Source organism: Flavobacterium aquidurense (assembly GCF_031458035.1).
Taxonomy (GTDB): Bacteria; Bacteroidota; Bacteroidia; order Flavobacteriales; family Flavobacteriaceae; genus Flavobacterium; species Flavobacterium aquidurense_C.
This window is the reverse complement of sequence record NZ_JAVDXR010000009.1, coordinates 58612-85271: the sequence shown is the minus strand read 5'-3', so window position 1 is coordinate 85271 and position 26660 is coordinate 58612. Positions and strand designations below refer to the sequence as shown.

At 35.8% G+C, this 26660-nt stretch carries 20 protein-coding genes; 11 read left to right on the top strand and 9 right to left on the bottom strand.

All coding sequences use genetic code 11. The features are described 5' to 3' along the window. Positions 1 to 268 precede the first annotated feature (268 nt). The 3 genes from J2X17_RS14725 to J2X17_RS14715 all read left to right on the top strand — a co-directional run bounded on the left by J2X17_RS14725 (position 269) and on the right by J2X17_RS14715 (position 6317). On the top strand, positions 269 to 3787 hold the full coding sequence (locus tag J2X17_RS14725) for a molybdopterin-dependent oxidoreductase (protein ID WP_310299524.1): 3519 nt from the start codon (positions 269 to 271) through the stop codon (positions 3785 to 3787). A 310-nt stretch (positions 3788 to 4097) separates the two neighbouring features. After that, positions 4098 to 5528 carry a rubredoxin gene (locus J2X17_RS14720; RefSeq protein ID WP_310299522.1) on the top strand — a complete coding sequence of 477 codons (1431 nt, stop codon included), beginning with the start codon at positions 4098 to 4100 and terminating at the stop codon, positions 5526 to 5528. A 159-nt stretch (positions 5529 to 5687) separates the two neighbouring features. Then, positions 5688 to 6317 carry a hypothetical protein gene (locus J2X17_RS14715; protein ID WP_310299520.1) on the top strand — a complete coding sequence of 210 codons (630 nt, stop codon included), beginning with the start codon at positions 5688 to 5690 and terminating at the stop codon, positions 6315 to 6317. Positions 6318 to 6490: 173 nt separating this feature from the next. Here J2X17_RS14715 and moaA read toward each other — a convergent pair whose 3' ends face one another. The 9 genes from moaA to J2X17_RS14670 all read right to left on the bottom strand — a co-directional run bounded on the left by moaA (position 6491) and on the right by J2X17_RS14670 (position 13920). Beyond that, the gene (gene moaA / locus J2X17_RS14710; protein WP_310299518.1) at positions 6491 to 7498 is read right to left on the bottom strand and encodes a GTP 3',8-cyclase MoaA; all 1008 of its coding nucleotides are present in this window, start codon (positions 7496 to 7498) and stop codon (positions 6491 to 6493) included. Beyond that, positions 7485 to 8399 (bottom strand): bifunctional molybdenum cofactor biosynthesis protein MoaC/MoaB, encoded by a 915-nt coding sequence (moaCB, locus tag J2X17_RS14705; protein WP_310299515.1) that lies wholly within the window; start codon positions 8397 to 8399, stop codon positions 7485 to 7487. The genes moaA and moaCB overlap by 14 nt, the downstream gene beginning before the upstream one ends. Before the next feature lies 1 nt (position 8400). Next, positions 8401 to 8832 carry a molybdenum cofactor biosynthesis protein MoaE gene (locus tag J2X17_RS14700; RefSeq protein ID WP_310299513.1) on the bottom strand — a complete coding sequence of 144 codons (432 nt, stop codon included), beginning with the start codon at positions 8830 to 8832 and terminating at the stop codon, positions 8401 to 8403. Positions 8833 to 8919: 87 nt separating this feature from the next. Then, positions 8920 to 9996 carry a molybdopterin-synthase adenylyltransferase MoeB gene (moeB, locus tag J2X17_RS14695; protein WP_310299511.1) on the bottom strand — a complete coding sequence of 359 codons (1077 nt, stop codon included), beginning with the start codon at positions 9994 to 9996 and terminating at the stop codon, positions 8920 to 8922. Between the two features lie 10 nt (positions 9997 to 10006). Beyond that, a complete protein-coding gene (locus J2X17_RS14690) occupies positions 10007 to 10243 on the bottom strand; it encodes a MoaD/ThiS family protein (RefSeq protein ID WP_310299509.1) in 237 nt (78 codons plus the stop codon). Then, complete coding sequence (cobA, locus tag J2X17_RS14685) at positions 10243 to 11034, bottom strand: uroporphyrinogen-III C-methyltransferase (RefSeq protein WP_310299507.1); 792 nt, start codon at positions 11032 to 11034, stop codon at positions 10243 to 10245. The genes J2X17_RS14690 and cobA overlap by 1 nt, the downstream gene beginning before the upstream one ends. A 4-nt stretch (positions 11035 to 11038) precedes the next feature. Next, positions 11039 to 11611 carry a molybdenum cofactor guanylyltransferase gene (locus J2X17_RS14680; protein WP_310299505.1) on the bottom strand — a complete coding sequence of 191 codons (573 nt, stop codon included), beginning with the start codon at positions 11609 to 11611 and terminating at the stop codon, positions 11039 to 11041. Positions 11612 to 11791: 180 nt separating this feature from the next. After that, the gene (locus J2X17_RS14675) at positions 11792 to 12538 is read right to left on the bottom strand and encodes a sulfite exporter TauE/SafE family protein (RefSeq protein ID WP_310299503.1); all 747 of its coding nucleotides are present in this window, start codon (positions 12536 to 12538) and stop codon (positions 11792 to 11794) included. 209 nt (positions 12539 to 12747) lie between these two features. After that, on the bottom strand, positions 12748 to 13920 hold the full coding sequence (locus J2X17_RS14670; protein ID WP_310299501.1) for a molybdopterin molybdotransferase MoeA: 1173 nt from the start codon (positions 13918 to 13920) through the stop codon (positions 12748 to 12750). 944 nt (positions 13921 to 14864) lie between these two features. Here J2X17_RS14670 and J2X17_RS14665 point away from each other — a divergent pair. The 8 genes from J2X17_RS14665 to J2X17_RS14630 all read left to right on the top strand — a co-directional run bounded on the left by J2X17_RS14665 (position 14865) and on the right by J2X17_RS14630 (position 26501). Further along, positions 14865 to 17990, top strand: coding sequence for a SusC/RagA family TonB-linked outer membrane protein (locus J2X17_RS14665; protein ID WP_310299499.1), 3126 nt, complete (start codon positions 14865 to 14867; stop codon positions 17988 to 17990). Between the two features lie 15 nt (positions 17991 to 18005). Further along, positions 18006 to 19478, top strand: coding sequence for a RagB/SusD family nutrient uptake outer membrane protein (locus J2X17_RS14660; protein WP_310299497.1), 1473 nt, complete (start codon positions 18006 to 18008; stop codon positions 19476 to 19478). 29 nt (positions 19479 to 19507) lie between these two features. Then, positions 19508 to 21433, top strand: a complete 1926-nt coding sequence (locus J2X17_RS14655) for an arylsulfatase (protein ID WP_310299494.1) — start codon at positions 19508 to 19510, stop codon at positions 21431 to 21433. A 102-nt stretch (positions 21434 to 21535) separates the two neighbouring features. Continuing rightward, the gene (locus J2X17_RS14650) at positions 21536 to 22087 is read left to right on the top strand and encodes a DUF1254 domain-containing protein (RefSeq protein WP_310299491.1); all 552 of its coding nucleotides are present in this window, start codon (positions 21536 to 21538) and stop codon (positions 22085 to 22087) included. A 20-nt stretch (positions 22088 to 22107) separates the two neighbouring features. Beyond that, positions 22108 to 22701, top strand: coding sequence for a DUF1214 domain-containing protein (locus tag J2X17_RS14645; RefSeq protein ID WP_310299489.1), 594 nt, complete (start codon positions 22108 to 22110; stop codon positions 22699 to 22701). Between the two features lie 284 nt (positions 22702 to 22985). Further along, positions 22986 to 24047, top strand: a complete 1062-nt coding sequence (locus J2X17_RS14640) for a sterol desaturase family protein (RefSeq protein ID WP_310299487.1) — start codon at positions 22986 to 22988, stop codon at positions 24045 to 24047. 106 nt (positions 24048 to 24153) lie between these two features. After that, on the top strand, positions 24154 to 24870 hold the full coding sequence (locus tag J2X17_RS14635; protein ID WP_310299485.1) for a rhodanese-like domain-containing protein: 717 nt from the start codon (positions 24154 to 24156) through the stop codon (positions 24868 to 24870). Between the two features lie 11 nt (positions 24871 to 24881). Continuing rightward, the gene (locus J2X17_RS14630) at positions 24882 to 26501 is read left to right on the top strand and encodes a sulfatase-like hydrolase/transferase (protein WP_310299483.1); all 1620 of its coding nucleotides are present in this window, start codon (positions 24882 to 24884) and stop codon (positions 26499 to 26501) included. Positions 26502 to 26660 lie beyond the last annotated feature (159 nt).

Sequence of the window (26660 nt, the reverse complement as noted above, 5' to 3'; positions counted from 1 at the left end):
GGAACGACCGGTACAGTAAGGAAGAATTTGGTCTAAACGCACTGCTGTGCGCCTCTACAATACAAACCCGTTGTTGATTTTCACTTTAACACACCTATAAACCGTAGAGGCGCACAGCAGTGCGTCTCCGTCCGGATAAAAATCTAGAAAAATAAACTTCAAAAAATACGTATTTATACGTAAAAATACTTATTTTTGTTTACATCAAAATACGTGAATTATCTTAGATTAATTAAATTCACTTAATCGTATTCAAAAAAGTATCGTAATGCAAAATACCAAAATCAAAACTACCTGTTCCTACTGTGGCGTTGGCTGCGGAATTATCGTTACAAAAGATCCAAAAAATGGCGTAATGGTTACGGGAGACAAAGATCATCCGGTCAATAAAGGAATGTTATGTTCTAAAGGAATGAATTTGCATTACGTAGTCAATGACACTTCTGACCGAATTTTATATCCTGAAATGCGTGGCAGTAAATCCTATCCGCTGGAACGTGTGAGTTGGGATACTGCGCTCGACCGCGCTGCCGCCGTTTTTACTTCCATCATAAAAAAACACGGTCCTGACAGCGTTGGTTTTTATATTTCGGGACAATGTTTAACAGAAGAATATTATCTGGTAAATAAATTGGTAAAAGGTTTTCTGAAAACCAATAATATCGATACCAACTCCCGACTTTGTATGAGTTCTGCAGTTGTGGGCTATAAAAAAACTTTCGGAGAAGATTCTGTCCCAATCGCTTATGACGATATTGAGCTTGCAGATACTTTTTTAATCACCGGAGCTAATCCGGCGTGGTGTCATCCTATTTTATTCAGAAGGATCGAAAAACACAAAGAGAAAAATCCGAAAATAAAAATCATCGTAATTGATCCGAGACGAACAGATACGGCCGCTTTCGCCGATTTACATTTGCAGATTCTTCCCGGAACTGATATTATTCTGTATCACGCTATTGCCAGACGCATCATCGAAAAAGGGTATGTTGACCATGATTTTGTAAAAAATAATGCTGAAAATTTCAAACAATATAAAGACTTAGTTTTAGGCACTTCTTTAGAAAAAGCATCCAAACTTTGTGGTATTTCTGTCAACGACATCAAACTGGCGGCAGATATTATCGGAAAAGCAAAAGGTTTTATTTCGCTTTGGGCAATGGGACTCAATCAAAGTGCCGTTGGCGTAGATAAAAATACCGCTTTGCTGAATCTGTCTTTACTTACGGGACAAGTAGGGAAACCGGGTTCAGGACCATTTTCGCTAACCGGTCAGCCAAACGCAATGGGTGGTCGCGAGGTGGGCGGAATGGCAACGTTACTCGCCGCACACAAAGACATTGCAAATCCGGAGCATCGTAAAGAAGTGGCGGATTTTTGGGGAGTTGACGAGATTTCAGATAAACCTGGTTTAACGGCAACGGAAATGTTTGAGGCTTTGGAATCTGGAAAAATGAAGGCCGTTTGGATCATTTGCACGAATCCGATGGTAAGTTTGCCAGATTCAAGACGCATCGAAAAAGCATTACAAAACGCCAAATTTGTAGTCGTTCAGGATATTTCGCATAACGCAGATACTTCAAAATATGCCGATTTACTTTTGCCTGCCGCCGGTTGGTTAGAAAAAGAAGGTACAATGACAAACTCTGAGCGTCGCATTTCTTATTTACCGCAAGGCATCAACGCGCCCGGAGAAGCGCTTCCAGATATTGAAATCTTAATTCGCTTTGCGAAAAAAATGAATTTCAATGGCTTTAATTTCAATAATGCCGAAGAAATCTACAAAGAACATTGCGCGTTAACCAAAAACACCAACATTGATATTTCTTTCTTAAACTACCATCGTTTAAAAACCGAAGGCACTTTTCAGTGGCCTGTTCCGGATTACGGACACCCGGGAACGCCACGTCTTTTTACAGATAAAAAATTCTATACGCCATCGCAAAAAGCTATTTTCAATTTGCCAACACATATTGAAAATACTTCTGAAGCGCCAAGTCCGAAATTTCCTTTTATCTTAACCACAGGAAGGGTTCGCGACCAATGGCACACAATGACCAAGACCGGAAAAGTATCACGATTGATGACGCATACACCAAGTCCAGTTTTAGAAATAAACCCAATTGATGCTTACAAAAGCGACATCAAAAATGGTGATATTGTAATTGTTTCCAGCAAAAATGGAGAAGTTCGCGTAAAAGCAAAAGTTACCGATTCAATCAAAGAAAAAGTTCTTTTCCTGCCTATGCATTGGGGAAAACAACTCGAAAATGACCTGAACCGAACCAATAATTTAACGAACACGGTTGTCGATCCGATTTCAAAAGAACCTGATTTTAAATATACTACCGTTTCAATTACAAAATATGTAAAGCCATTTCAGAAAATAGCGATCATTGGTGCAGGAGCCGCTGCTTTCCGATTTATTCAAAATTATCGCGAATTCAACTCTACCGATGAAATTATTGTTTTCTCCAATGAAGCAAACCCGTTTTACAATCGCGTTTTGCTTCCGGAATATATGACTGGCGAATTTTCGTGGGAACAACTCTTAAAAGTGAAAGACGGCGAAGCTTTAAACAAATTAAAAATTATAATGAAAGCTGGCGTAGCAGTTGACAAAATAAATGCTGCAGCAAAAACGATTGTTGACAGTCTTGGCGAAATTCATACCTACGATTCTTTGATTATGGCGACTGGAAGCCGTCCTTTTGTCCCTGAAAATGCACAGCTTCATTTGCCTGGCCGATTTACCGTCAGACGAAAAGAAGATGCCGATCGTCTTAAAAAACATCTTGACAACACCAATTTACCTCCCGAAGAACAGCACGTCGTTATTATTGGCGGTGGTCTATTAGGATTGGAATTGGCTGCTGCCTTGAAACATAAAAAAGTAAAAACAACGATTGTTCAAAGGGCGTCCCGATTGATGGAGCGTCAGCTGGACCGAATTTCAAGTAAATTATTGGCTGAGGAAGTGCAGCTTCGTGATATTCAGATTTATTTTGATAATGAAGTCAGTACGGTTTTTGAAACGGATAATCCCAATGAAATCGAAATTGCTTTAAAAAGTGGCCGAATCATTACCGCAAATGCTATCGTTTACACCATTGGAACAATTCCGAATATAGAAATTGCCCGTGAAACCGGTCTTACCTGTGGTCGTGGCGTGAAGGTAAATCAGTATTTACAATCTTCAAATCCAGATATTTATGCTATTGGAGAAATAGCGGAATTCAACAATAAATTATTCGGAATTACATCAGCCGCCGAAGAACAGGCCGATATACTGGCGAATTATCTTGCCGGAGATATCAGCAGCTATTACAAAGGTTCCATTTTGATGAATATCCTGAAGTTGGAAGATATTAATTTGTGCAGTATTGGTGATATTGAAATTCCGGAGAACGATGATTCCTATGAAGAAATTGTTTTTGCCGATTTGAAAAAGCGTTATTATAAAAAATGTATCGTCAAAGATGATTTGTTAGTCGGAGCAATTTTAATGGGCGATAAAAATGAATTTGCCGAGTTCAAAACGATGATCGAAAGTAAAATCGAGTTATCTGATAAGCGAAATTCATTGTTAAGAGGCAGTTCCAATGCCAAACCTGTTTTAGGAAAATTAGTTTGTTCCTGCAGTCAGGTTGGAGCCGGAAACATTGAAGAAACGATTAAAAGCGGTGTCAATAATTTCACCGATTTATGCAAAAACACCGGCGCCGGATTAGGCTGCGGAAGCTGTAAAACGGAAGTAAAAGAGATTTTAGCGAAATGTAAGGTTTAATTTATTTGTTTAAATTTCACGTTACTTTGCTTTGAACATAAATTTTACCACAAAGTTCACAAAGGTTTTTCGCAAAGTTTCGCAGAGATTTTTTAATGGATGTTTGATAAGTAGTCAAAGTTCACAAAGCTTTGAGCAAAAATTTCAGCGTATAGCTTTGTGAGCTTATTTCGATAGAAAACAATTTACATAGAATATAAACCTTTGTCAAACTTTGCGAAAAACCTTTGTGAACTTTGCGGTTAGATCAGCACAATCCGGCAACCCAAAACTTGAAACAAAAAAAACCTGAAACCTGAAACAAAAAACTATGGAATTAACGAGATTAATAGTAAAAGGAGGCGTTATTTCGCCGGGAGAATTACGTGAAGTAGTCAACATGGCAATGGATCATGGTTTGGATTCCATTTCGTTTGGTTCCAGACAGGATATTATTTTTCCGAAGGGATTAAATCTTTCCAGCAAAGAAAAAATTGGGAAACATCATTTTGTTTTTCCAAATGAAAAAAGCGGAAATAATATTGTTTCCTCTTATGTTTCGACTGATATTTTCAGAAATACCAATTGGCTTACGGGAAACAAATTCTTATATATTTTAGAACAATTTAAAGAACAGCCAAAACTAAAAGTCAATATTAATGATCCTAAGCAGCAGTTAGTTCCATTGTTTACAGGACATTTAAATTTTATTGCTTCAGAGCATGAAGATTATTGGTATTTGTACATTCGTTTACCAAAATGGGAACGTATGGAAGTGTATCCGGTTTTAATTTACAGTTGGGATATTGCTACTTTTTGTTACGAAATCGAAAAAATAATTGCAGAAGAATCGTACGGAATCGATATGATTTTTGCCTTGGTCAGCGAAGCATTAGACACCAATAACAGAACGATTGACAAACCGTTGAATATTCCGTTTTATCCTTTTCCGTATTACGAAGGCATGAACCGAATGGGAATTGATCAATACTGGCTGGGTTTGTATTGGAGAAATAATTTGTATGATTTAGACTTCCTGAAAGAGATGTGCGATTTGTGTTTCGATTGCAAAATCGGGAAAATCTGTATCACGCCGTGGAAATCATTTATTGTAAAAGGAATTCCGAAAGACCGAAAACTCGAATGGGAAAAATTTCTTGGCAAAAAAGGAATCAACGTCCGTCATTCTTTATTAGAACTGAATTGGCATTTGCCCGTTGCAATGGAATGGGCTTTGAACCTGAAAACGTTTCTGGTTAGAACCCTTGATCAATTTGATATTAGTACTTACGGATTAACTTTCGGAATATCAGAATACAATCGTGACGGGCATTATTTTACCTCTATTGTAGTCGAAAAAAATGAATTGCCAAAAGATTTAGAATCGATTAAAATCCGCGATACTTACAATGTATTATTTGCAAAGAATTTCGATCCGAATACACGTGAATATATTGTGCATTCGCAAGATATTGACAAATTGGAATTGCCTACAATTTTGATTGAATTAAGCCGAAAATACTTTAATGAACTGGGAAATTCTATTCCGGAAACAACTGAAAATCAACAGAAAAAAGAAAAAACACAATTAGATATTTACCAATGTCAGGAATGTTTAACGCTTTATAATGCAGAATACGGAGATGAAAGTCAGGGAATTCCAAAAGGTATTTTATTTACAGATTTAGCGGACACTTATTGCTGTTCGTTATGCGAAGCACCAAAGAGTAATTTTAAGATTTTGGAGGCTGTGGAGCATTAATCACGTTGAAAATTAGAACCTTAAGGAAAATCTTAACATTTGCGTATTCAAATATTGCTTAAATTTAACTGAACTAAAAAATGTTATTCAGATTGATTCTGTAAATCATCATGATAACCAATTAGTTAAAGTCTATTTTACTCAATAAAACATACCGTTATGATAAAAAGAACAACCAGAACACCTGCCGTAAAAAACAGCGATACAACCGAACCTATAAAGGAAACTACCGAAAACACAACAGCAGCTAAACCAGCTACAACTCCAGCTGTAAAAGCGACGACTCCGAAAGCGCCAGCCAAAAGAGCCCCAAGAACTGCAGCGAAAACTCCGGCAGCAACTGTAAAAGCATCTGCTCAGACTCCGGTAAAACCAGCCTCAAAAACTACTCCGAAAGCAGTCGTTAAAAGGGTGACAACATCTGCACCAAAAACAGCAGGAGTGACCCCGGAAATCATTGAAATTAAAACAATTGACAAACCTGAGGATCACCAAGCCATTTTAAATATTGAAGAAATTGCCTTAGAAATTGTAAAAAACAAATCGAAAGACAAAAAGATAAAAAGTAAGCTTAAAGAGAAAAAAGAAAAGGCGAAGAAAAAAGAGAAAGCTATAAAAGCAGTTATTAAAAAGCTCGAAAAAGCCAAAAAAGCAAAACTTAAAGCTGAAACTAAAAAGAAAGAAAAAAAGGAAAAAGAGAAAAAAGCCAAAGCCAAAGCCAAAGCTAAAAAACTAGAAAAAAAGAAAGTAAAAGCTCCAAAAAAGGCAAAAGCTAAAAAGAAAAAATAATATTTAAAGAAGGTTTGACTTCAAGTAAAAGTTGAACCTTTTTTTGTTTTATACATCTCTATAAGTCATTGCGAGGAACGAAGCAACCTCATATGATTCATAAATTTGGGAGGTAACATTACTAGTGAGATTGCTTCGTTTCTCACAAAGACAAATCCGTGAGATAACTTTACTTACCCCCCAATCGCAATCATACTGCGATTATCAAAATGCAATGCCGGGTCATCCATTTCAGAAACGGTAAACATTCCGGCGCGGACTTTCTTTTTATTTTTTATTGAAGTTGAAATCAGATCTGTAATCGATTCGCCATTTCTTAAGGGCGTCAATAAATCGGTTTCTGAGTTCGAGAAAAGACAGTTTTTAATTTTTCCGTTCGCCGTCAGGCGGATTCTGTTACAGCCATCACAAAACGGATTCGTAATCGAACTTATGATTCCGAAATCACCCTGAAAACCTTTTATTTTATACGTTCTCGCCGTGAAGTTTTTTTCGTCTTCCAGTTTCTGAATTTCTTCTGAGGAAAATACATTTTCTGTTTTTGCTAAAATTTCGTTTTGAGACACCATTTTACTTCTGTCCCACTCATTTCCTGCAAAGGGCATAAATTCAATAAACCGAATTGAAATGGGTAAAAACTGAGTCAGTTGAATAAAATCAGTAATTTCATTTTCATTGAAACCTTTTATCAAAACCACATTTACTTTCACCTGAAAATCATTATTCAAAAGTAAATGCAGGTTATCAATTACTTTTTCAAACTGATTTCTTAGTGTTATAGAATTAAATTTAGAAGCAATCAAAGTATCTAAACTCAAATTGATTTTTTTGATGTTAAATTGCTTCAAAACATCAATATGGCGATCGATTAAAATACCGTTTGTAGTTATCGAAAGTGAAACTCCTAAAGTTGATAATTTTGAAATAATATCCGGAAAATCTTTTCTCAATAAAGGTTCTCCACCGGTTAATCTAATTTTATCAACGCCATTTTCTACGAAGATTTGTGCCAATGAAAAAATCTCTTCCGCCGTCATTAAACTGGCTTTTGGAGACAATGCGATTCCGTCCGCAGGCATGCAATACGTACAACGCAAATTGCATTTCTCCAGCAACGAAATACGCAAATAATTGTGTTTTCGGCCAAAATCATCCGTTAAAATGGTTTTAGAGGGTATCATGATTTTTTCCTTTTAAAATATGAAAAACGTGCATTACATGCGGAAAAACAGCATCCATAGATTCTCTGGCTCCGTTTGTTGATCCCGGCAAAGCCAAAACCAGACTTTTTCCTAATGTTCCTGCAACCGTTCTTGATAACATTGCGTACGGCATTCTTTGTTGTCCGTAATTGCGAATTGCTTCCTCAATTCCCGGGATTCTGCTTTCCAATAATGGCGACAAAGCTTCCGGCGTAACATCTCTTGGCGATAAGCCTGTTCCTCCCGTAAAAATCACCAACTGATGCTCTTTGGCGAAAGCCTTAGTTCTTTCCTGAATAACATCTATTTCATCAGGAATAATTTCGTAGTGCGCCGTTTCAACTCCGTAAGAATTTAATCTCTCTATGATGATTTTTCCTGAACGATCTTCTTTATCGCCCGCAAAAATCGAATCGGAACAAACAAACACTGCGGCTTTAATTACATTCGGAAATTTATTTTTGAAAGAAGACTTTCCACCTTCTTTATTGATTAATTTAATTGTCGAAATTTCAATTTCTTTATCAATCGGTTTCAACATGTCATACATCGTAAGCGCTACAATCGAAGCACCGTGCATAGCTTCAACCTCAACACCAGTTTTGTAAACTGTTTTTACATTGAAGATAATCTGAATCGTCAAACCTTCAATTTTATATTCCACCGAAGTAAATTCAATCGGTAGCGGATGACAATCCGGAATCGATAAATGTGTATTTTTTACTGCAAATAATCCGGCAGTTTTTGCCATTTCGAATACATTCCCTTTTGGAACCAGATTATTAACCACCGCATCAATTGTCTCCTGCTTGCTAAGTTTGACAATTGCTGTGGCTGTAGCGACTCTTAACGTACTTATTTTATGCGTAATATCTACCATTTTAGGTGTTTTGTTTCCAGGTGAATGTATCGTTTTCAAACATTTCTTTACCAAAAATAGGCACATCAGTTTTGATCCAGTTTACGATGGCTTCTGTCGCTTCGTAAACTTGTTTGCGACGTGTTGCCGAAACAAATACGAACAGACAAATTTCTCCTGCTTTTACAACGCCTAAACTGTGGTATATGTGCATACAAGTTAAGTCGAATTTAGCGAAAGCCTTTTCTCGAATCGCATACAAAGCTTCATTTGCCATATCAGTATAAGCCGAATAATCAATCGCGACAACGGTATTGTCATGAATCACATCGGCACGAACTTGTCCTAAAAAAATATTGTGCGCACCAATCGTATGTTTCGATTGGTGTTTGGCGATTGACTCAGCGATAAATTCAGGAGAAATTGGTCCTTCTAAAAATACATTTTTACTCATTGTTTTTTGTTTTTTTGAGGTTTTTTCCGCCACGAATTCACGAATGATTATTCCTTAAATTCGTGAATTCGTGGCGGAAAAATTTCTCTAATCTGCAATTTTTTCTTTTACTATCTGGCTTAAAGCCAAAGCTCCTCCGGCTATACTTTTTACATTTTTGAAATTCTTTTTCTGGAGCAATTCAACAGCGATTTTACTTCTGATTCCGGACTGGCAATAAATAAAAATTGATTGATTTGGATTGAGTTTTGCGATTTCGTTTTCTAAATCCATTAACGGAATCTGAATTCCATTCTTAAAATTAATTTTCGGAAATTCATCTTCATTTCTCACATCCAAAAATACAACTTCATCCGCATCAATTTCATTTAAAATCGCTTCCGCAGCAATCTCTATAATTTGATTTTTAATTACTTTGTACTTTTCGTCAAAACCCTTTTTATCTATTTCAAAAGCCGAATCCTTTTCAAAGTCATACTTTTGCTGTTCGTTATTTAAAATATTGTACACCAGTATATTACCACTCAACACCTCTCCTATTTCTAGAATCATTTTTATAACTTCATTAGCCTGAAGCAGACCGATGATTCCAACCGAAATTCCGATTACCCCAGCATCAGCACAGCTAGCCGATTGAGTATTTTCATCTGGATATAGACATCTGTAAGTCGGACCATTTTTATAATTAAAAACCGAAACCTGTCCCTGAAACCTAAAAATAGATCCGTAAACCATTGGCTTATTTGTAATTACACAGGCATCATTTATCAGGTATTTTATCGAAAGATTATCTGTGGCGTCGACAATAATATCATATTTTTCGAATAACCAAATCGCGTTTTTTCCTGAAAGTTTTTCCGCAATTGCATTGACTTTCACTTCTGGATTTAATTCGGAAATCATGGCTTTGGCTTCTTCCACTTTGTATTTTCCGAGTGCCGAAGTTTTATAAATTACCTGACGCTGTAAATTCGAAATTTCAATCACATCATCATCTATAATCCCGATTTCACCCACACCCGCAGCGGCTAAATACGGCAAAACAGCCACACCCAAACCGCCTGCACCAATTATTAAAACCTTCGCTTTAGATAATTTATGCTGGCCTTCCTGTCCTATTTCAGGGAGAATTGTTTGTCGGTTATATCGTGCTGAATCATTCATAAAAATCAATTTATCCTCCTGCAAATGGAGGCAATAAGGCAACGACATCGCTTGTTTTTAAAGCAAAATCAGTCGCTTTTGGTACAATTTTCTGGTTTACTGCTACGCTAAAAGTCAGCGAATCGAATTGATATTTTTCGTCTAAATCCTGCAATAATTTTTGCAGTGAAACTTCTGAAAAAGGGATTTTTTCGAATTCACATTTGGTTTTTTCAGCCACAGCTCCAAAATATTTAATCTCAATCATTATTCTAAATTTAAATTCTGAAAAATGAATTCATCATCAAAATGCTCTTCAAAATACGAAGTTAGTTTTGAGGTATTTTTCACTACTTCGCCAATTACAATAATTGCTGGTGACGAAATTTTATTTTCGGATACTAATTTACCAATTGAAGTGATAGTTCCTACAACTTTTTTCTCGGTATTTTTTGTACCATTTTGAATAATAGCGATTGGTAAATCGTCCGTTCTATTCTCTTTATAAATCGAAATGATTTCCTCTAATTTATGCATTCCCATCAAAATGACAACCGTTGCAGCCGATTTTGATGCTAAATATACATCTTTAGACAATTCATGATTAGAAGTAGTACCGGTTATAACCCAAAAACTTTCGGCGATCTGACGCTGTGTCAAACTGATTCCAACCGAAGCCGGAACGCCCAAAGCTGATGAAATTCCGGGAACAATGGCTGTTTCCAAACCAAATTTTTCTACATATTCGATTTCTTCGCTTCCTCTACCAAATATAAACGGGTCGCCGCCTTTCAAACGTACCACATGACCGTAACGATTTGCCATTGCAACAATCAATTCGTTAATCTGATCCTGCGTATAGGCATGACAACCCAATCTTTTGCCTACAAAAATAATTTCTGCTTTATCTGCATATTGCAATAATTCTTCGTTTACTAATGCGTCATACAAAACAACATCAGCACTTGCTAACGCTTTTATTGCTTTTATTGTGATCAATTCAACATCGCCGGGACCTGCGCCTACAATCGTTAATTTTGGTGTTTTTGAATTTTTCATAGCTCTAACTTAAATTGATATTAAGGTCATTTAATTCGTCGGCCGAATTAATGTTGGTGAGATGAAAGTTTTCACTTTCGTCAATATTGATGACTTGATGCGGAATATTCGCTATTAAATTCATCATTTTTAAATCATTGTTATCAATTGCGCTTTTGATAACAGGCAATAATTTTTTAGAATAAATTCCGATTAACGGATGCAATTTACTTTCTGAAGCAAAAACCGTTACTTCTGCTTCATTATTATGTTTTGAAATTAATTCCGATAATAATTCGGTCGAAATTAACGGAATATCACAGCTTAAAATCAAATTGAATTCGGTTTCAGAACATGTCAGTGCGGTGTAAATTCCACCAAGCGGGCCTTTGTCTGAAATAATATCCGGTATTTTTTGATACGGCAAATAATCGTACTCTTTTGTTGCCGTTATCAATTTTATTTGATCTGTAATCGGCAAAATCGCCTGAATTATATGTTCAATAAATGGTTTATCCTGAAACAGCACTAATCCTTTCTCTGACTGCATTCTGGAACTTTTTCCTCCACAAAGAATAAATACTGTTAATATTTCCATGATTGAACTATTTGCAAATTATTTTTTTTAAACACATAGAGACATAGTTTTTGCTAGTCTAAAAAAGGCGTTTCACTTGTTTGAAAACACATAAGCTATGTGTGAAAATCTAGATTTTTTAAGAATATCTTTTTTTAAAATAAAATCTATGTTTCTATGTGTTTATTTTTTTAAGCTCTATTAAGGAAAAATCAATTTGATGCTTGCCATTAAAATCACGGTTCCTAAAACGATTTTCAATGTTTTGTTCGAGAAATATCCGCTGCCGTAATATCCTCCTAAAACGCCTCCTAAAATTGCAATCGGAACTAAATAGAAACTTTCTGTTGGCACTGTTTTTCCTCCTAAAAAGAAACCCATAATTCCCGCGAATGAATTCACAAAAATGAATAAACTCGAAATTGCTGCTGATTCTTTAATCGAAGCCCACCCTAAAAATAATAAAATCGGACTTAGTATAATTCCGCCTCCAATACCTAACATTCCTGATAATAATCCGATGATAAAACCAATTGTCAGTGCAAAAGGAATATTAATCTGAACAGCTTCCCTTTCTTTAAAATTAAATATTCCGAATAATCTTAACGCTGCAAAAACCAAAATTATTCCCAAAATAATTTTATAAATCGTATTGTCTAAAGTGATAAATCCGCCAATAAATGCAGCTGGTATTGATGCTATAGCAAACGGATAAAACAATTTAGGCTTGAAATAATTCATTCTGTAATAAAAGAAAAACGAAATACTCGAAACAAACAAATTCAACAACAACGCCGATGGTTTCATAACCGAAATCGGAAAAGCAAAAATCGTCATCAAAGCCAAATATCCCGATGCTCCTCCGTGCCCTACACTGGAATATAGAAAAGCAATCACGATTAGTGCAAAGCTGAAAAGGATAATATTTTCGGAAGTAAGAAGGTTCATTTTTTTTTATTAATCGTTTATTTGGTTAATTGTTTAATCGGTAAATTGTTTTATTGTTTTATTGTTTTTATTGTTTTTATTGTTTCAAGTTTCAAGTTTCAGGTTTGGGTGTAACGTTTCACTTCTTGCTTCTTGCTTCCTGCTTCCTGCTCCTTATTTCTTGCTTCTTGCTTCTCACTTCTCACTTCTCACTTCTTGCTTCTTGCTTTTCAATGAATCGGCATCAACGTCACTAATTCTCCTTTTTTAAGATTTTCAGTATCATTTGGTACGATCAATAAACTGTTGGCAATCGCAAAAGTATTTAACATAGATGAAGCCTGACCTTCTAAAATTGTCACATTTGTTTCATCGTAAAGTGCTTTTAAGAACAATGTTTTTCCGGTTGTATTGATGTAATCCGAGTTTAATTTCCGAACTAATTTTGGCAAATGAATGTCTGAAAAACCCATTCTGTTTTTGATCGCAGGAAAAACATAAATATAAAAATTCGTCAGCGATGATGCCGGATTTCCAGGCAATGCGAATACCAAAGTATCATTTTTAGATCCGAAAAACATTGGTTTTCCAGGTTTCTGATTGATTTTATAAAATAGTTCCTCCACTCCATTTGCCAATAACGCTTCTTTTACAAAATCATAATCTCCAACGGAAATTCCACCGGAAATTAAAACGACATCATATTTTGACAAGATTTTCTTTAATGCTTTTTTCGTTGCTTTCAGGTTGTCTTTTACATGATAAACTTTCGTTTTTTTAATTCCGATAGTTTCAAGTGCCGCCTGAAGCATAAGCGAATTGCTTTCGTAAATTTTGCCTTTCGGTAATTTTCCTCCAAGTTTTACCAATTCGTTTCCGGTTACTAAAATGGCTACTTTAGGCTTTTTATACACTTCAACTTCCGTAATTCCCAAACAAGCTAAAAATCCGATAGCGGCAGGAGTAATCAAAGTGTTGGCATCAAAAACAACTTCTTCTTTTCTAATTTGCTCTCCTTTAGCCCTAACATTTGAAAATTGGGCCGGCATGTTGGTAATCAAAATCGAGTTTTCATTCGCCATCACATGTTCCTGCATGACAACCGTATCTGCATTATTAGGAACAAAAGCTCCTGTAAAAATTCGGATTGCCTCATTTTCATTCAGTTTAATTTTAGAATGATCACCAGCCTGCGAAATTCCAACAATATCATACTGATGCTTTTCACTGTGAATAAAAGCATAGCCATCCATAGCCGATTGACGAAAAGGCGGCATATCTATGGGAGAATACAGTGTTTCAGCCAATACATAACCAAGCGCTTTATGCACCGGTATTTTTTGAACTGGCATATTTGAACTGTTCTCTGCCACAATCGCTAAAGCTTCACTAACGTTTATCATTTTAAAAAATATAAAACTACGTATAAATACTTATTACAAATATAAGTATTAATTCATAGTATGGATAAAAAATCTGAATTTATTTTAATGTCTATAAAATTACTCTAATTTATTCAAAATCAACTTGAAAAATGCATCTCCTTTCACTATAAAAATCATCATAAAATATTTAGATGTGCGCTCCTCTGACGTTTTTACTACTGAATCACAATCTTTTAAAAATAAAAAACAAGGAAATTAAGCATAAAATACTACATTTTTCGCCATCGTATAGCACTATTTTTAACGCTTTAAAATTCAAACAAACACCTTTTAATACTTTAAAAATCAACAATTTACATAAATATAAATTAGTTAAAATTACTCACAATTACTTCTTTACAAAAAATAATTAAATATTTTTTGGTTTTTATTAGATTAAATTTAACTTTGTCTATAGGATTAGTAGAGTTTAAAGTATTATTTAAAACCATAAAACACTATATTTTGAAAACAACCGAAAGCATATCGTATTTAAATCTTCAAAAAAAATATACTTATAACACTTTTTGTTATATGTGCTTCTGTTGCTAATCTTCTCAGCATTTTTTCGTGTACACTCGATTATCATATTTTAATATACAATCGAAATTAAATAACGAAAGTTTAAAAATTCACCACAAGAATCACTTATTGAAAATTTACAAACATCTATTTGAACATTCATTTGTATCAACAGGATCTTTGAAACAATAGCTATAATTTAAAAACAAAATAATTAACAACTAAAGAAAACTAAAATGAAAAAGATGCAAAGCTGTTGCTGTAAATAAAAAAAGCCATTTCTGCGGCAACAGAAATGGCGAGGCTTAAAGAACATTTATCACTAAATCAAGGAAACAATTAGAGAGTTGAAAATTCAACTTTCAGGGTGCCTTGTTAATTACTTAAACCAGTACAAAGAAATGAAAAAAAATTTAAAAACATACTCATTACTATTTCTCCTGCTCCTGACGGCAGGAATTAATGCACAAAATACGACGCCTCTTATCCAATCAAAACTTGACGGAACTGTTGTTGACGATGTTACAAATCAACCGATTATTGGCGCTTCTGTTATTATTAAAGGTACTACTCACGGAGTTCAGACAGATGCAGAAGGGAAATTCTATTTTCAGACCGGTCAAAAATTTCCATATACTTTGATCGTAAGCTATATCGGATACAAGAAAACCGAAATTATTGTCAACAAAAACCCTGTTACCATCAACTTAAAAGAAGAGCGTCAGGAATTAGACGAACTGGTGGTTGTTGGTTACGGATCTCAAAAGAGAAAAGATATTACAGGTTCTGTAGCCTCTGTGCCAAAAGCCAATTTATCGCAGGTTACCTCATCCGCTGATAACTTATTAAGAGGTGCAATTCCGGGTGTGGTAGTTACACAAAGTTCAGGACGTCCGGGAGCTTCTTCAAGTGTTCGTATCAGAGGAGGAAACTCCATTACAGCCGGTAACGAACCGCTTTATGTTCTTGACGGAATTTTGATTTACAATGACAACAACAACGGTACAGCCGGAGTAACGAACGCCGGTGCAAATATCAATGTTTTATCTACTATTAATCCGGGCGATATTGAGTCAATTGAAGTATTAAAAGACGCTTCTGCGACAGCAATTTACGGATCTCGTGGTGCTAATGGTGTTGTAATCATCACAACTAAAAAAGGAACAAAAGGTCAGGATAATATTTCGTATCAGGGTTATTTTGGATTCCAGAACGTTTCAAAAAAATTACATTTAATGAATGCCAGCCAATGGGCAAGCCTACGTAATGACGTTCAGGCAAGTATTGGTCAGGCTCCTTCTTTTTCTGCGGCTCAAATTGAGGCCTTTAAAACTTCAGGAAGTTATGACTGGCAATCGGCTTTATATAGAACTGCTGCTCCAATTCAAAATCATCAATTAACATTTTCTGGTGGAGATGATCGTTCAAGATATGCTATTTCGGCAGGTTATTTTGATCAGGAAGGAGTTGTAATCGCTTCTGATTTTAAAAGAATTTCGCTACGTGCCAACTACGAAAAAAATTATTCTCAGGCTTTTAAATTTGGTGTGAATACGAATTACACTAATTCAGTATCAAACGGAATTGGAACAAATGGCACGGGCGGCAGAACGCCTAACCCGTTAACTGTTGCTTTGTATCAGCCTCCGGTTGTTCCAATAAAAAATGCAGATGGAAGTTATAATTTAACCAACAATCCTTATGGAACCGCGATCAACGGAATTGTTCCAAACCCAATTTATGATATAGAAAATACAACCAATGAAACTAAAATCAATCGAATTTTGGCCAGTTTATTTGGGGAGTATAAAATAACTAAAAAACTTGTTGCGAAAGTTGCCGTGAGCGGAGATGTTATTGACACCAAACAAAATTATTACGCTCCATCAACTACAACTAATGGTGCCGGAACTAAAGGTTTAGCGTCAGTTGGTGATCGATTAGTGAGTTCAGTATTGAATGAAAATACGCTGAATTACAACAGTAATTTTGGTGAAAATCATAAGTTCTCAGCTTTAGCCGGATATACACTTCAATACACTCAGGGAGAAGTGGTTAACGCGGGAGCAAACACTTTTGTTAATGATGCCAATACTTACAACGCTTTGCAGGATGGTGTTCCGGTAAAACCTTATAGTGAAGCCTTCGAAAGTGTCTTAAAATCATGGTTAGCCAGAGTTAACTATTCGTACAAAGGTAAATACAACTTTACCCTTTCAGGACGTGCAGATGGTTCTTCAAGATTTGGTTCAGAATCACTTTGGGGATATTTCCCATCAGCAGGATTTTCATGGAATATTACCGATGAAGAATTTGCCAACAATATTAAAGGTGTAACCGAAGCTAAACTTAGATTAACTGCAGGAACAACAGGAAATCAGGAGATTGGAAACTACCTTTCTTTGGCACAAATGGGTTCTGTAAATTATTCATTTGGTGGTACATTGTACACAGGATTAGCTCCTACCCGATTGGCAAATCCGGATTTGAAATGGGAAAAAACAACTCAATATAACATTGGTTTGGACTTATCATTATTAGACAGAAAAATCAATTTTGTTTTTGATGTTTATTATAAGAAAACAAACGATTTACTTATCAATGTTCCGGTGCCATTGACTTCAGGTTTTGCCACTGTACTTCAAAATATTGGTGGAGTTGAAAATAAAGGTCTTGAAATTGGTTTGATTACTGAAAACATAAAAACAGACCATTTTTCATGGAATTCTAACTTCGTTTTCTCCACCAATAAAAACAAAGTAGTGTCGATTGGAAATGGTGTTGATCAATTCTTTCCGGTAGTTCCAAACGGATCTTTATTACAACAACAGCCTGTTACAGTTAAAGTTGGCTTGCCTCTTGGAACTTTCTGGGGATACAAAACAAATGGTATTTTCCAGACTCAGGAAGAAGTAAATACGCAGCCAAAAATAAACAGTTTGGCCAACACAAAAGTGGGAGACAGAAGATATGTTGATTCTAATGGAGACGGTGTAATTACTGCTCTTGACAAAGGAAATCTTGGAACTTCTCAACCAAAATTTGCAGGAAGTTTCACCAACACAATTTCATATCACGATTTTGATCTGAACTTCTCTTTTCAAGGTGCTTATGGCGGAAAAATATTCAATGCGCTGAATCAGCAATTAGAAATTTCCACTCTTGGAACAAATGCGAATGTTACACTGGAAGATCGTTGGACACCAACAAATCCGAGTAATGAAATTCCGAGAGCAACAAGTTCTCCTCTTGGAATCGTTTCAGAGCGCTATGTAGAAGATGCTTCTTTCCTGAGATTAAAACTTATCACTTTAGGGTATACATTACCTAAAAGTATCTCAACAAAATTAAGAGCAAAGAGCATTAAGTTCTATGTATCTGCAGAAAACCTCGTGACATGGACTAAATATACGGGCTACGATCCGGAGGTAAGCTCGTACGAACAAAACAACTTATACCCGGGAATTGATTTTGGTTCTTATCCAAACTCTAAAACATTCATTTCGGGCCTGAACCTAACTTTCTAAGAAAAAAAATATAAAATGAAAAAGATTATTATAACATTCCTATTAAGTGCCGGACTATTGGTATCGTGCACAGAATTAGAGGTACAGCCAACCTCTTTTGTAACCAAAGACAATTACTTTAAAACTCAGGACGATGCTATTGCAAGTGTAACAGCAGTTTACGCTTCATTAAGTCTTGATCCGGGAGAGCAGAGTTTATTTGGAAGAAACCTTTACTTCCTTACAGATATGGCTACAGATTATGCCGCAGCAGGAGTTTCGGCAACAAATCCTCAGGTAAGAGCTTTGAGCAGTTTAACGCATGATGCAACATCTGACCGTGTTCAGGTAGCGTGGCGTCAGATTTATGCCGGAATCAACAGAGCCAATGTTTCTATTGATAACGTTCCTAAAGTAGCTGGCTCAGATGCTGTAAAAAACAGATTAATTCTGGAAGCTAAATTCATCAGAGCATTATTATATTTTCAGGCAGTTCGTCTTTGGGGCGGCGTTCCAATTGTTTTGCATGAACCAACTTCTATTCAATTAGAAAGCTTAAAATCAAAAAGAGCTACTGCAGACGAGGTGTATGCTCAGATTATTTCAGATTTGAAAGATGCTGAAAGCTTACCGGCAACTTATCCTGCAAATGATGCCGGACGTGCTACATCCGGAGCTGCAAAAGCGATTTTAGCAAAAGTATATTTGACGAGAAAGGATTGGCCAAATGCCATTGCAAAATCCAGAGAAGTTATTAATGGCGGTTACGGTTACGCCCTTTTTGAAAATTTTGGAGATATTTTCGCGAAAGCAAAAAAGAATGGAAAAGAACATATTTTCTCTGTTCAGTTCGAACCAAATCAAGCCGGAAACGGATCTAGTGGAAGTACTTTCCAAGCCACTTCTTTTACAGGATTTACGGCTACAGAGCCGGCAGATATTATCTCAGATGTTGCTTTATTCTATGATATTTATGCGCCCGGAGACACCAGAAGAGATGTAAGTTATGCGAAGCAGTTACCAAATCCGGCAACAGGAGCTCTTTATACTTTTCCGAAACCTCTTTTCAAGAAATATTTGGATTTAACCAATTTGGCAACACCGTCAAACGTGGCTATCAACTTTCCGGTTATTCGTTATGCCGATATTTTATTGTCTTTGGCAGAAGCCATAAATGAGCAGGGAACACCTACACCTGAAGCGTATGAATTGATTAATCAGGTAAGACGCAGAGCTTTCGGAAAACCAATTACAACTCCGGATGCATCAGTAGATTTAGCAGGATTAAATCAGGTGACTTTTAGAGCAGCAATTCAGGAAGAACGCAAAAAAGAATTTGTTCAGGAAGGACAAAGATGGTTTGATTTGGTTCGTTGGGGAACTTTGGTTACCGAAGTAAAAAAAGTAACGGCTAAAAACTCTGTTTCAGAAAGAAATAACCTTTATCCGATTCCACAAAGTGAAAGAAATATCGATCCTGTAGGTCTTCCTCAGAATCCTGGATATTAAAAATAACTACCACCAAAAAACTAATAATTATGAAAAATTTTAAATACAACAGTTTCATCAAAAGTCCGCAAAAAGGGCTTTTGATTACTGCATTGCTTATTTCGCAATTCGGTATTGCCCAGACTAAACCTGAAGAATTCAAAGGTGTTATTGGGAAAACTTTAGCTGATTCTAAAGAATATTGGCCAGAGCCGGTAAAAGCGCCAAAAGGTGCACCAAATGTGGTTTGGATTTTATTAGATGATGTTGGATTTGGAGCTGCAAGCACTTTTGGAGGTTTAATTCAAACCCCAAATTTTGATCAGTTAGCCAATAATGGTTTACGTTATACCAACTTCCATACGACTGCCATTTGTGCTCCTACCCGTGCGGCTTTATTGACAGGAAGAAATTCCGGAAGAGTTCACGTAAGCGGTTTTTCTCATACTATTTTATCAGCAGGTTTCCCAGGTTGGGACGGAAAAATTCCATCAGACAAAGGAACAATTGCAGAAATTTTACGTGAGAATGGTTATAACACTTTCGCTGTTGGAAAATATGGTGTAACTCCTGATGAAGATGCGACAGATGCAGGACCATTTGACAGATGGCCAACCGGAAAAGGTTTCGATCATTTCTACGGATTCTTAGGTTCTCAAACCGATCAGTACAATCCTGATTTAGTAGAAGATCAGGTTCACATTAAATCTGACGGACGCCATTTAAATGAATTGATTACAGACAAAGCCATCAGTTATATTCAGAAACAACAAAAAGCTGCACCAGGGAAACCTTTCTTTTTATATTATGCCCCGGGAGCGGCTCACGCACCTCATCAGGTGGCTACAAAATGGAGCGATCCGTATAAAGGAAAATTCGACAAAGGCTGGGATGCTTACCGCGAAGAGGTTATTGCGAACCAAAAGAAATTAGGTGTAATTCCGGCGAATGCTGTATTACCAGAACGTAATCCGTTGATTGCTGACTGGAAAAAACTGACTCCGGAACAGAAAAAGGTGTACGCTCGTTTCATGGAAGTTTACGCAGGATTCCTGACTTATACCGATTATGAAATTGGAAGAGTTATCAATTATTTAAAAGAAACAAATCAATTGGATAACACCGTGATCTTTTTGGCAATTGGAGACAATGGGGCTAGTAAAGAAGGAACGACAGAAGGAACAATAAACCAAAGTTTGTTTTCTCAAGGTACATCTGACGAAGAAAATCTAAAGAAAAACTTAGCTAATATTGATGAAATTGGTACTGCGAAAGGTTTAAATACCAATTTCCCTTTAGGATGGGCTCAGGCTACAAATGTACCTTTCAAAAACTGGAAACAAGATGCGCAATCTGAAGGAGGAACACACAATCCGCTAATTGTTTTTTATCCAAACGGTATTAAGGAAAAAGGCGGTATTAGAAATCAGTACAGCCACGTGACAGATTTACTTCCAACAACTTTAGATATTGTAGGTATCAAAGCGCCTGAATACATTAAAAATATAAAACAGGATATTATTCAGGGTTCTTCTTTTTATGCTTCTATAGATAATGCAAAAGCCGAATCATTACACAAGGTTCAATACTATTACATCTTTGGAAACAGAGCTATTTATAAAGATGGATGGAAAGCCGGAGCGGCACATTTACCAGATTCATTTGCAGTAAAAAAATCTTTAGGCAAAAACGAAAAACCTGTAGAAAGTAATTTTGATGCTGATGTTTGGGAATTGTACAACTTAAACGAAGATTTTAACGAACGTAACAATTTAGCAGCAAAATATCCGGAGAAATTAGCTGAGCTTAAAAAATTGTTTGATGAGCAAGCCAAAGAAAATAACGTTTATCCGTTAATTGACTGGCAGGATGTTTACAACAGAAGAATTCATAATACTGGAGCTGAAAAAGGTAAAACACTTCAGGATTTGATTAAGCAGGCAAGTAAACCTGGAAGTGCAGGAAGTTCTAATTAGAAAATTGTATCGGAAGTATTCCTAAAAAAATTAATAAAAATCCATCGGGGCTATTGTCATTTTTGGAAATGATGATAGCTCTGATATTAAAAAAAGTAAATTATGGCAGCAACAAAACCACTTATCAAAAAAGGTATTTTTGCTTTGATCCTTGTAGTAATTGCAATAAGTTTTTACTACCTGACCATTTGGGCGGTGCCTTATTATGTTCAGGATAAGTTCGCCTCAAGAAGCGCTAATTTCATTAATACACCTCGGTTTGGAGAGCAGCCTAATGCAGAAAACAGCCGGGTAATTCCGTTACCAAATCCTGATTTTTTGTATTCGACAATTAATTATGATCTAAAAGACAGCGTTTTGAAAATTTCAGGGGTAGTTCCGGATTCAACCTATTGGTCAATTTCTGCTTATCAGGAAAACACGACCAACTATTTTGTTGAAAATGAAGAACAGGTAAAAGCAAAATTCGAATATTATTTAGCTCCGGAAGGAAGTACTTCAGAAGCATTAAAAAATATTCCGAAAGAAAAAATCATCTACAGTCCAACGACCAAAGGATTAATTCTGTTTCGCTATTTAGTTTCAAAAGCATATCCGGTAAAAACTCTTTCCGAATTGCAGCATGGTGTTACCGTAGAGAAATTAGGAAAGTAATCACTTAAAATAAAATCAAAATGGCTTTAAATCAACAAATAAAAAAAATAGCATTAGGATTAGGATTAATCGTTTTGGCTATAGTATTAGGAAGCGGTGTTGGAATTTACAACATTGCCTCAGGAAAAAGCAACTCGCAGCGCACTATAGGCAACTGGCAAACGGTTGATAAAGATAAAGATCTCAGCACGGCTGACCTGTTGACTATCGCCCAAATTGCAGTTTACGGACCTTATGCTTTGACAAAAAAAGAAGTAATCTATTTAAGCACTAGCACTGATAGCGAAGGAAATGCATTAGATCCTAAATCAGATTATATCATTAGCGGAAAAAAATTAGATGCTAAATATTGGAGCATAACTGCTTATGACGAAAATGGTTTTTTAATTAAAAACCCAGCAAACAAATACAGCTACAATCTTGAAAATGTAAATTATGAAGCAGACAGTACTTCGTATAAAATCAATTTATCAGGCGCTGAGAAAAAAGAAAATTGGTTACCAATCAACGATGTCAAAAAAGCGACTTTAATTATTCGTTTGTATTTGCCTTCAGAAAAACTGAGAGAAAATTTAACGGTTGAAACGCTTCCGACAATTCAAAAAATAAAATAATTACGTGAATTATTATTGTAACAAATTTGCCCCAATTTCAACAATTAAAATTCGACTAAATCTATAGAATTAGAATAAATATTTTTTTACTTTTACAATTCTTTTGATTTACTGATTATCAATAAAGTAAAATATTCAAAAAATAAAAAATTACGAACATGAAACGAGTAGACTATGAAATTATAGGGAAAAAAATTATCGTGGGAGCGATTGTTTTTTTAGTTCCGCTAGTCATTTTGGCGGGAGGTTTAGCATTAATTAATCAATTTTTAAAATAAGAAATCATGGCCATAGTACAAAAAGAAAAACTAACAAGGGATTTAAGCATTAGTCTTTTAATTTACAGCTTGCCTGTATTGGCAATTTTCCTTTATTTCAAATTAACGAACGGCGTTGTAGCGGAATCGCATATTACCTTGCCATCGTTTTTAGAATTTTCAAAACCCGCATTCGAGCACATTCGTACTTGGGGATTAACTGTTTTCATGCTTGTTTTAGGCGTGATTGAATTTGGTGCCGGTTTATACGATGATGAATGGACAGGCGAAGAACGTAAAGTGGATATCATTTGTTTCTTAGCTCCAAAATTGCTTTTACCACCAGTAATTGCTTTTTTCAGTTTGACTGCATTGCCTTATTTAATTCCAAATTTAGCGAACACGCTTTCATGGGTTCCCTTCTGGGGAGGATTTTTCCTTATCGCAATTGCCGATGATTTAACGCAATATTGGTACCACCGTTTGCACCACCAGGTTCCGTTTTTATGGCGTTTTCACAGAACACACCATTCGGCTCCATACATGGGAATGGCGATGGCTTCCAGACAAAACTTTATTTATACAGTTTTCTTCTCTCAAATTTATTTGACTGCGACTTTGACTTATTTAGGTTTAGGATTGCCTGCTTTATTTGTTTTGGTGATTAAAAGTTTCATCACTTTAGGCGCGCACTCAAGCATTAAATGGGACAAACCGTTTTACAAATACAGAATATTGCATCCGATTGCGTGGGTTTTAGAAAGATTGATTTCTACACCTGCAACGCATCATGCACATCACGCAGATACAAGCGGAGATGGCGTTGGACATTTTAAAGGCAACTTCGGAAATATGTTTTTCATTTGGGATATGATTTTCGGAACAGGTTTAATTACACGTAAATATCCAGAATCATACGGAATGAAATCATACAAACAAGAAGAATGGTATGCACAATTTTTATGGCCAATATTCAAATCTAAAAAAGAAGGAAGTGCTTTGGCAGATGGTGTCCTTTCAGTTCCATTAAAAGCCAAACCAGAAAATGTTACTCCGAGTCCGATCTATTACGAGCAGGCTCAATCTTAAAAATTAAATTATAAGCAAAAACTAACTGAAGCAGTGTGTTCAAAATAAAAACTTGAATACACTGCTAATTTTATTGCTTTCTAATGAAATTCCAAAATTAAAAATCATGAAAAATAAAATACTTAAAACCAGTTTTACAGCCTTTATACTATTTTTTACAATAATAGGTTTTGCGCAGGAAAAGAGTTCAAGTGTGGTTTTACTGGATGCCTTTTATTCGAAAATTAAAAGTCAAAAAAATCCGCAAATAATTGATGCCAGAGGTCCCGAAGAATTTGCATTAAACCATATTGAAGGCGCCGTGAATTTCAATACAAAATCCGATAATTTCGAAAAAGCTGCCGCAGCTTTAAATCCGTCACAACCCGTATTTATTTATTCGATTGCAGCTTACAGAAGTGGCCTTTTATCCACAGAATTAGTAAAAAAAGGGTTTACTGAAATTTATATTTTAGAAGGCGGAATTGCAAGCTGGATTGGAGGCGGAAAACCTTTTTACACCAACCTGAAAAGCAAATTAACGCTGGCAGAATACAAAAAAATAATTGCTGAGAATAATTATGTTTTGGTAGATATTGGTTCTAAATATTGTGCAACCTGCAAAACAGTAAAGCCAATTTTAGAAAACCTCAGAACTCAATATGGCGAGAAATTAAAAATTATTCAGATTGAGTTAGAAGAAAGTCCACAAGTCATAGCCGATTTGAAAACAGTAAAGGTTTTCCCTACTTTGATTTTATATGAAAATGGAAAAATTGTTTTCAAAAAAGACGGTTTAGGAGATTTAAAAAACGATGTTGATTTGGCTTTGGCTTCAAAATAACAAATAAAATTATGGCATCAATTAAAAGAATTAAAAAAATTGTAATTCCAATTCTGATTGTATTAATAATTATAACTGCCTTCCTATTCTGGCCCATCAACAATGATGGAACATTAATAAAGCCCAACAAGAAGTTACTTGAAGGAAAAGCAGCATTTTTAGCTCAAAAAGACACTTCAAAATCAAAAGAAAAAAAACCGAATATCATTATTCTTCTTGCTGATGATTTGGGAAAATATGATATTTCGCTCTACGGCGGAAAATCGACTCCGACACCTCAAATTGATTCTTTGGCAGCTTCCGGAGTTACTTTTACAGATGGTTATGTCTCTGCTTCTATTTGTTCGCCTTCACGTGCCGGGTTGATTACCGGACGTTATCAGGAACGTTTTGGACATGAATACCAGCCAGGCGACCGCTATCCGAAAAACAATTTAGAGTTTTATGCATTCAAGTATTTAATCAATACCAATAATTGGCGACTGAATGATAAAATCAATTATCCAAATGAAGCGTCTATAGCTACGCAAGGTTTGCCTCAATCTGAAATTACGTTTGCTGATCTGGCCAAAAAAGAAGGTTACAGCACTGCCATTATCGGAAAATGGCATTTGGGGCATAACAAAGGATTTTTTCCATTAGACCGTGGTTTCGATTATCATTACGGATTTTATCAGGCTTTTTCGCTTTATACTCCCGAAGATGACAATCCGGATATTATCAATCATCATCATAAAGATTTTACTGATAAAACAATTTGGGGAAATGGCCGTGTCGGAATTGGGCAAATCCGTCGTGATACAACTATTATCCATGATAAAGCTTATTTAACCGAAACATTTGCTGATGAAGCCGAAGCTTTTATTGATAAAAATAAAACCAAACCTTTCTTACTCTATGTTCCGTTTAATGCACCTCATACGCCTTTTCAGGTTCGCAAAAAATATTACGACCGTTTTCCGAATGTAAAAGACGAAAACAAACGTGTTTATTTTGCGATGATCAGCGCGCTTGATGATGCCATTGGCCGAATTGTTGCCAAAGTAAAAAAAGAAGGTTTAGAAGAAAATACCCTGATCATTTTTGCAAGTGATAATGGTGGTGCCGATTATACTTTTGCCACAACAAACGCGCCATTGAAAGGTGGTAAATTTTCTCATTTTGAAGGCGGTGTCAATGTGCCGTTTGCATTGTCATGGAAGGGAAAAATCAAACCGCATACAATTTACAAATCTCCGGTAAGTACGCTGGATATTTTTAGTACGATAGCAGCTGTGACAGGTTCTGGCTTACCAAAAGACCGTGTTTACGATGGTCTTGATTTAATTAGTACAGTAAACAATAATACCGAAGCCCACAAAACATTGTACTGGCGTTCAGGTGATGCAAAAGCGATTAGAAGCGGTGATTGGAAACTGATTATCAGTGGAAAAACACACGAAGAATGGCTTTATAATCTGGCAAACGACAAATCGGAAACAACAGATCTTGCACAAAAAAATCCAGCAAAAGTAAAAGAATTACATGTGGCGTTGCAAAACTGGGAAAAAGGTCTTGTAAAACCTTTATGGCCAAATTTAACGCATTATGAATTTGACTTTGGCAAACAAAAATACTTTGTCGATTTGTAAAATGAATTACCTCCAGCTTCAGCTGGAGGTTTTAAATTTATTTATAGTTAAGGCTTTAGCCAAATAATATTCGGCTAAAGCCAATTCGAATTACAAACCTGTTACCTCCAGCTGAAGCTGGAGGCAATTCAAAATAAAATCTAAATAGAAATCTGTTTA

What these genes read in the sequence shown, in the direction of transcription:
- moaCB (WP_310299515.1), bottom strand. Translation starts at nt 8,399, where the DNA reads ATGGTAGATATTACGCATAAAATAAGTACGTTAAGAGTCGCTACAGCC.
- J2X17_RS14645 (WP_310299489.1), top strand. Translation starts at nt 22,108, where the DNA reads ATGGCTTTAAATCAACAAATAAAAAAAATAGCATTAGGATTAGGATTA.
- J2X17_RS14660 (WP_310299497.1), top strand. Translation starts at nt 18,006, where the DNA reads ATGAAAAAGATTATTATAACATTCCTATTAAGTGCCGGACTATTGGTA.
- moaA (WP_310299518.1), bottom strand. Translation starts at nt 7,498, where the DNA reads ATGATACCCTCTAAAACCATTTTAACGGATGATTTTGGCCGAAAACAC.
- J2X17_RS14725 (WP_310299524.1), top strand. Translation starts at nt 269, where the DNA reads ATGCAAAATACCAAAATCAAAACTACCTGTTCCTACTGTGGCGTTGGC.
- cobA (WP_310299507.1), bottom strand. Translation starts at nt 11,034, where the DNA reads ATGAAAAATTCAAAAACACCAAAATTAACGATTGTAGGCGCAGGTCCC.
- moeB (WP_310299511.1), bottom strand. Translation starts at nt 9,996, where the DNA reads ATGAATGATTCAGCACGATATAACCGACAAACAATTCTCCCTGAAATA.
- J2X17_RS14655 (WP_310299494.1), top strand. Translation starts at nt 19,508, where the DNA reads ATGAAAAATTTTAAATACAACAGTTTCATCAAAAGTCCGCAAAAAGGG.
- J2X17_RS14715 (WP_310299520.1), top strand. Translation starts at nt 5,688, where the DNA reads ATGATAAAAAGAACAACCAGAACACCTGCCGTAAAAAACAGCGATACA.
- J2X17_RS14675 (WP_310299503.1), bottom strand. Translation starts at nt 12,538, where the DNA reads ATGAACCTTCTTACTTCCGAAAATATTATCCTTTTCAGCTTTGCACTA.
- J2X17_RS14690 (WP_310299509.1), bottom strand. Translation starts at nt 10,243, where the DNA reads ATGATTGAGATTAAATATTTTGGAGCTGTGGCTGAAAAAACCAAATGT.
- J2X17_RS14670 (WP_310299501.1), bottom strand. Translation starts at nt 13,920, where the DNA reads ATGATAAACGTTAGTGAAGCTTTAGCGATTGTGGCAGAGAACAGTTCA.
- J2X17_RS14635 (WP_310299485.1), top strand. Translation starts at nt 24,154, where the DNA reads ATGAAAAATAAAATACTTAAAACCAGTTTTACAGCCTTTATACTATTT.
- J2X17_RS14650 (WP_310299491.1), top strand. Translation starts at nt 21,536, where the DNA reads ATGGCAGCAACAAAACCACTTATCAAAAAAGGTATTTTTGCTTTGATC.
- J2X17_RS14665 (WP_310299499.1), top strand. Translation starts at nt 14,865, where the DNA reads ATGAAAAAAAATTTAAAAACATACTCATTACTATTTCTCCTGCTCCTG.
- J2X17_RS14680 (WP_310299505.1), bottom strand. Translation starts at nt 11,611, where the DNA reads ATGGAAATATTAACAGTATTTATTCTTTGTGGAGGAAAAAGTTCCAGA.
- J2X17_RS14630 (WP_310299483.1), top strand. Translation starts at nt 24,882, where the DNA reads ATGGCATCAATTAAAAGAATTAAAAAAATTGTAATTCCAATTCTGATT.
- J2X17_RS14700 (WP_310299513.1), bottom strand. Translation starts at nt 8,832, where the DNA reads ATGAGTAAAAATGTATTTTTAGAAGGACCAATTTCTCCTGAATTTATC.
- J2X17_RS14720 (WP_310299522.1), top strand. Translation starts at nt 4,098, where the DNA reads ATGGAATTAACGAGATTAATAGTAAAAGGAGGCGTTATTTCGCCGGGA.
- J2X17_RS14640 (WP_310299487.1), top strand. Translation starts at nt 22,986, where the DNA reads ATGGCCATAGTACAAAAAGAAAAACTAACAAGGGATTTAAGCATTAGT.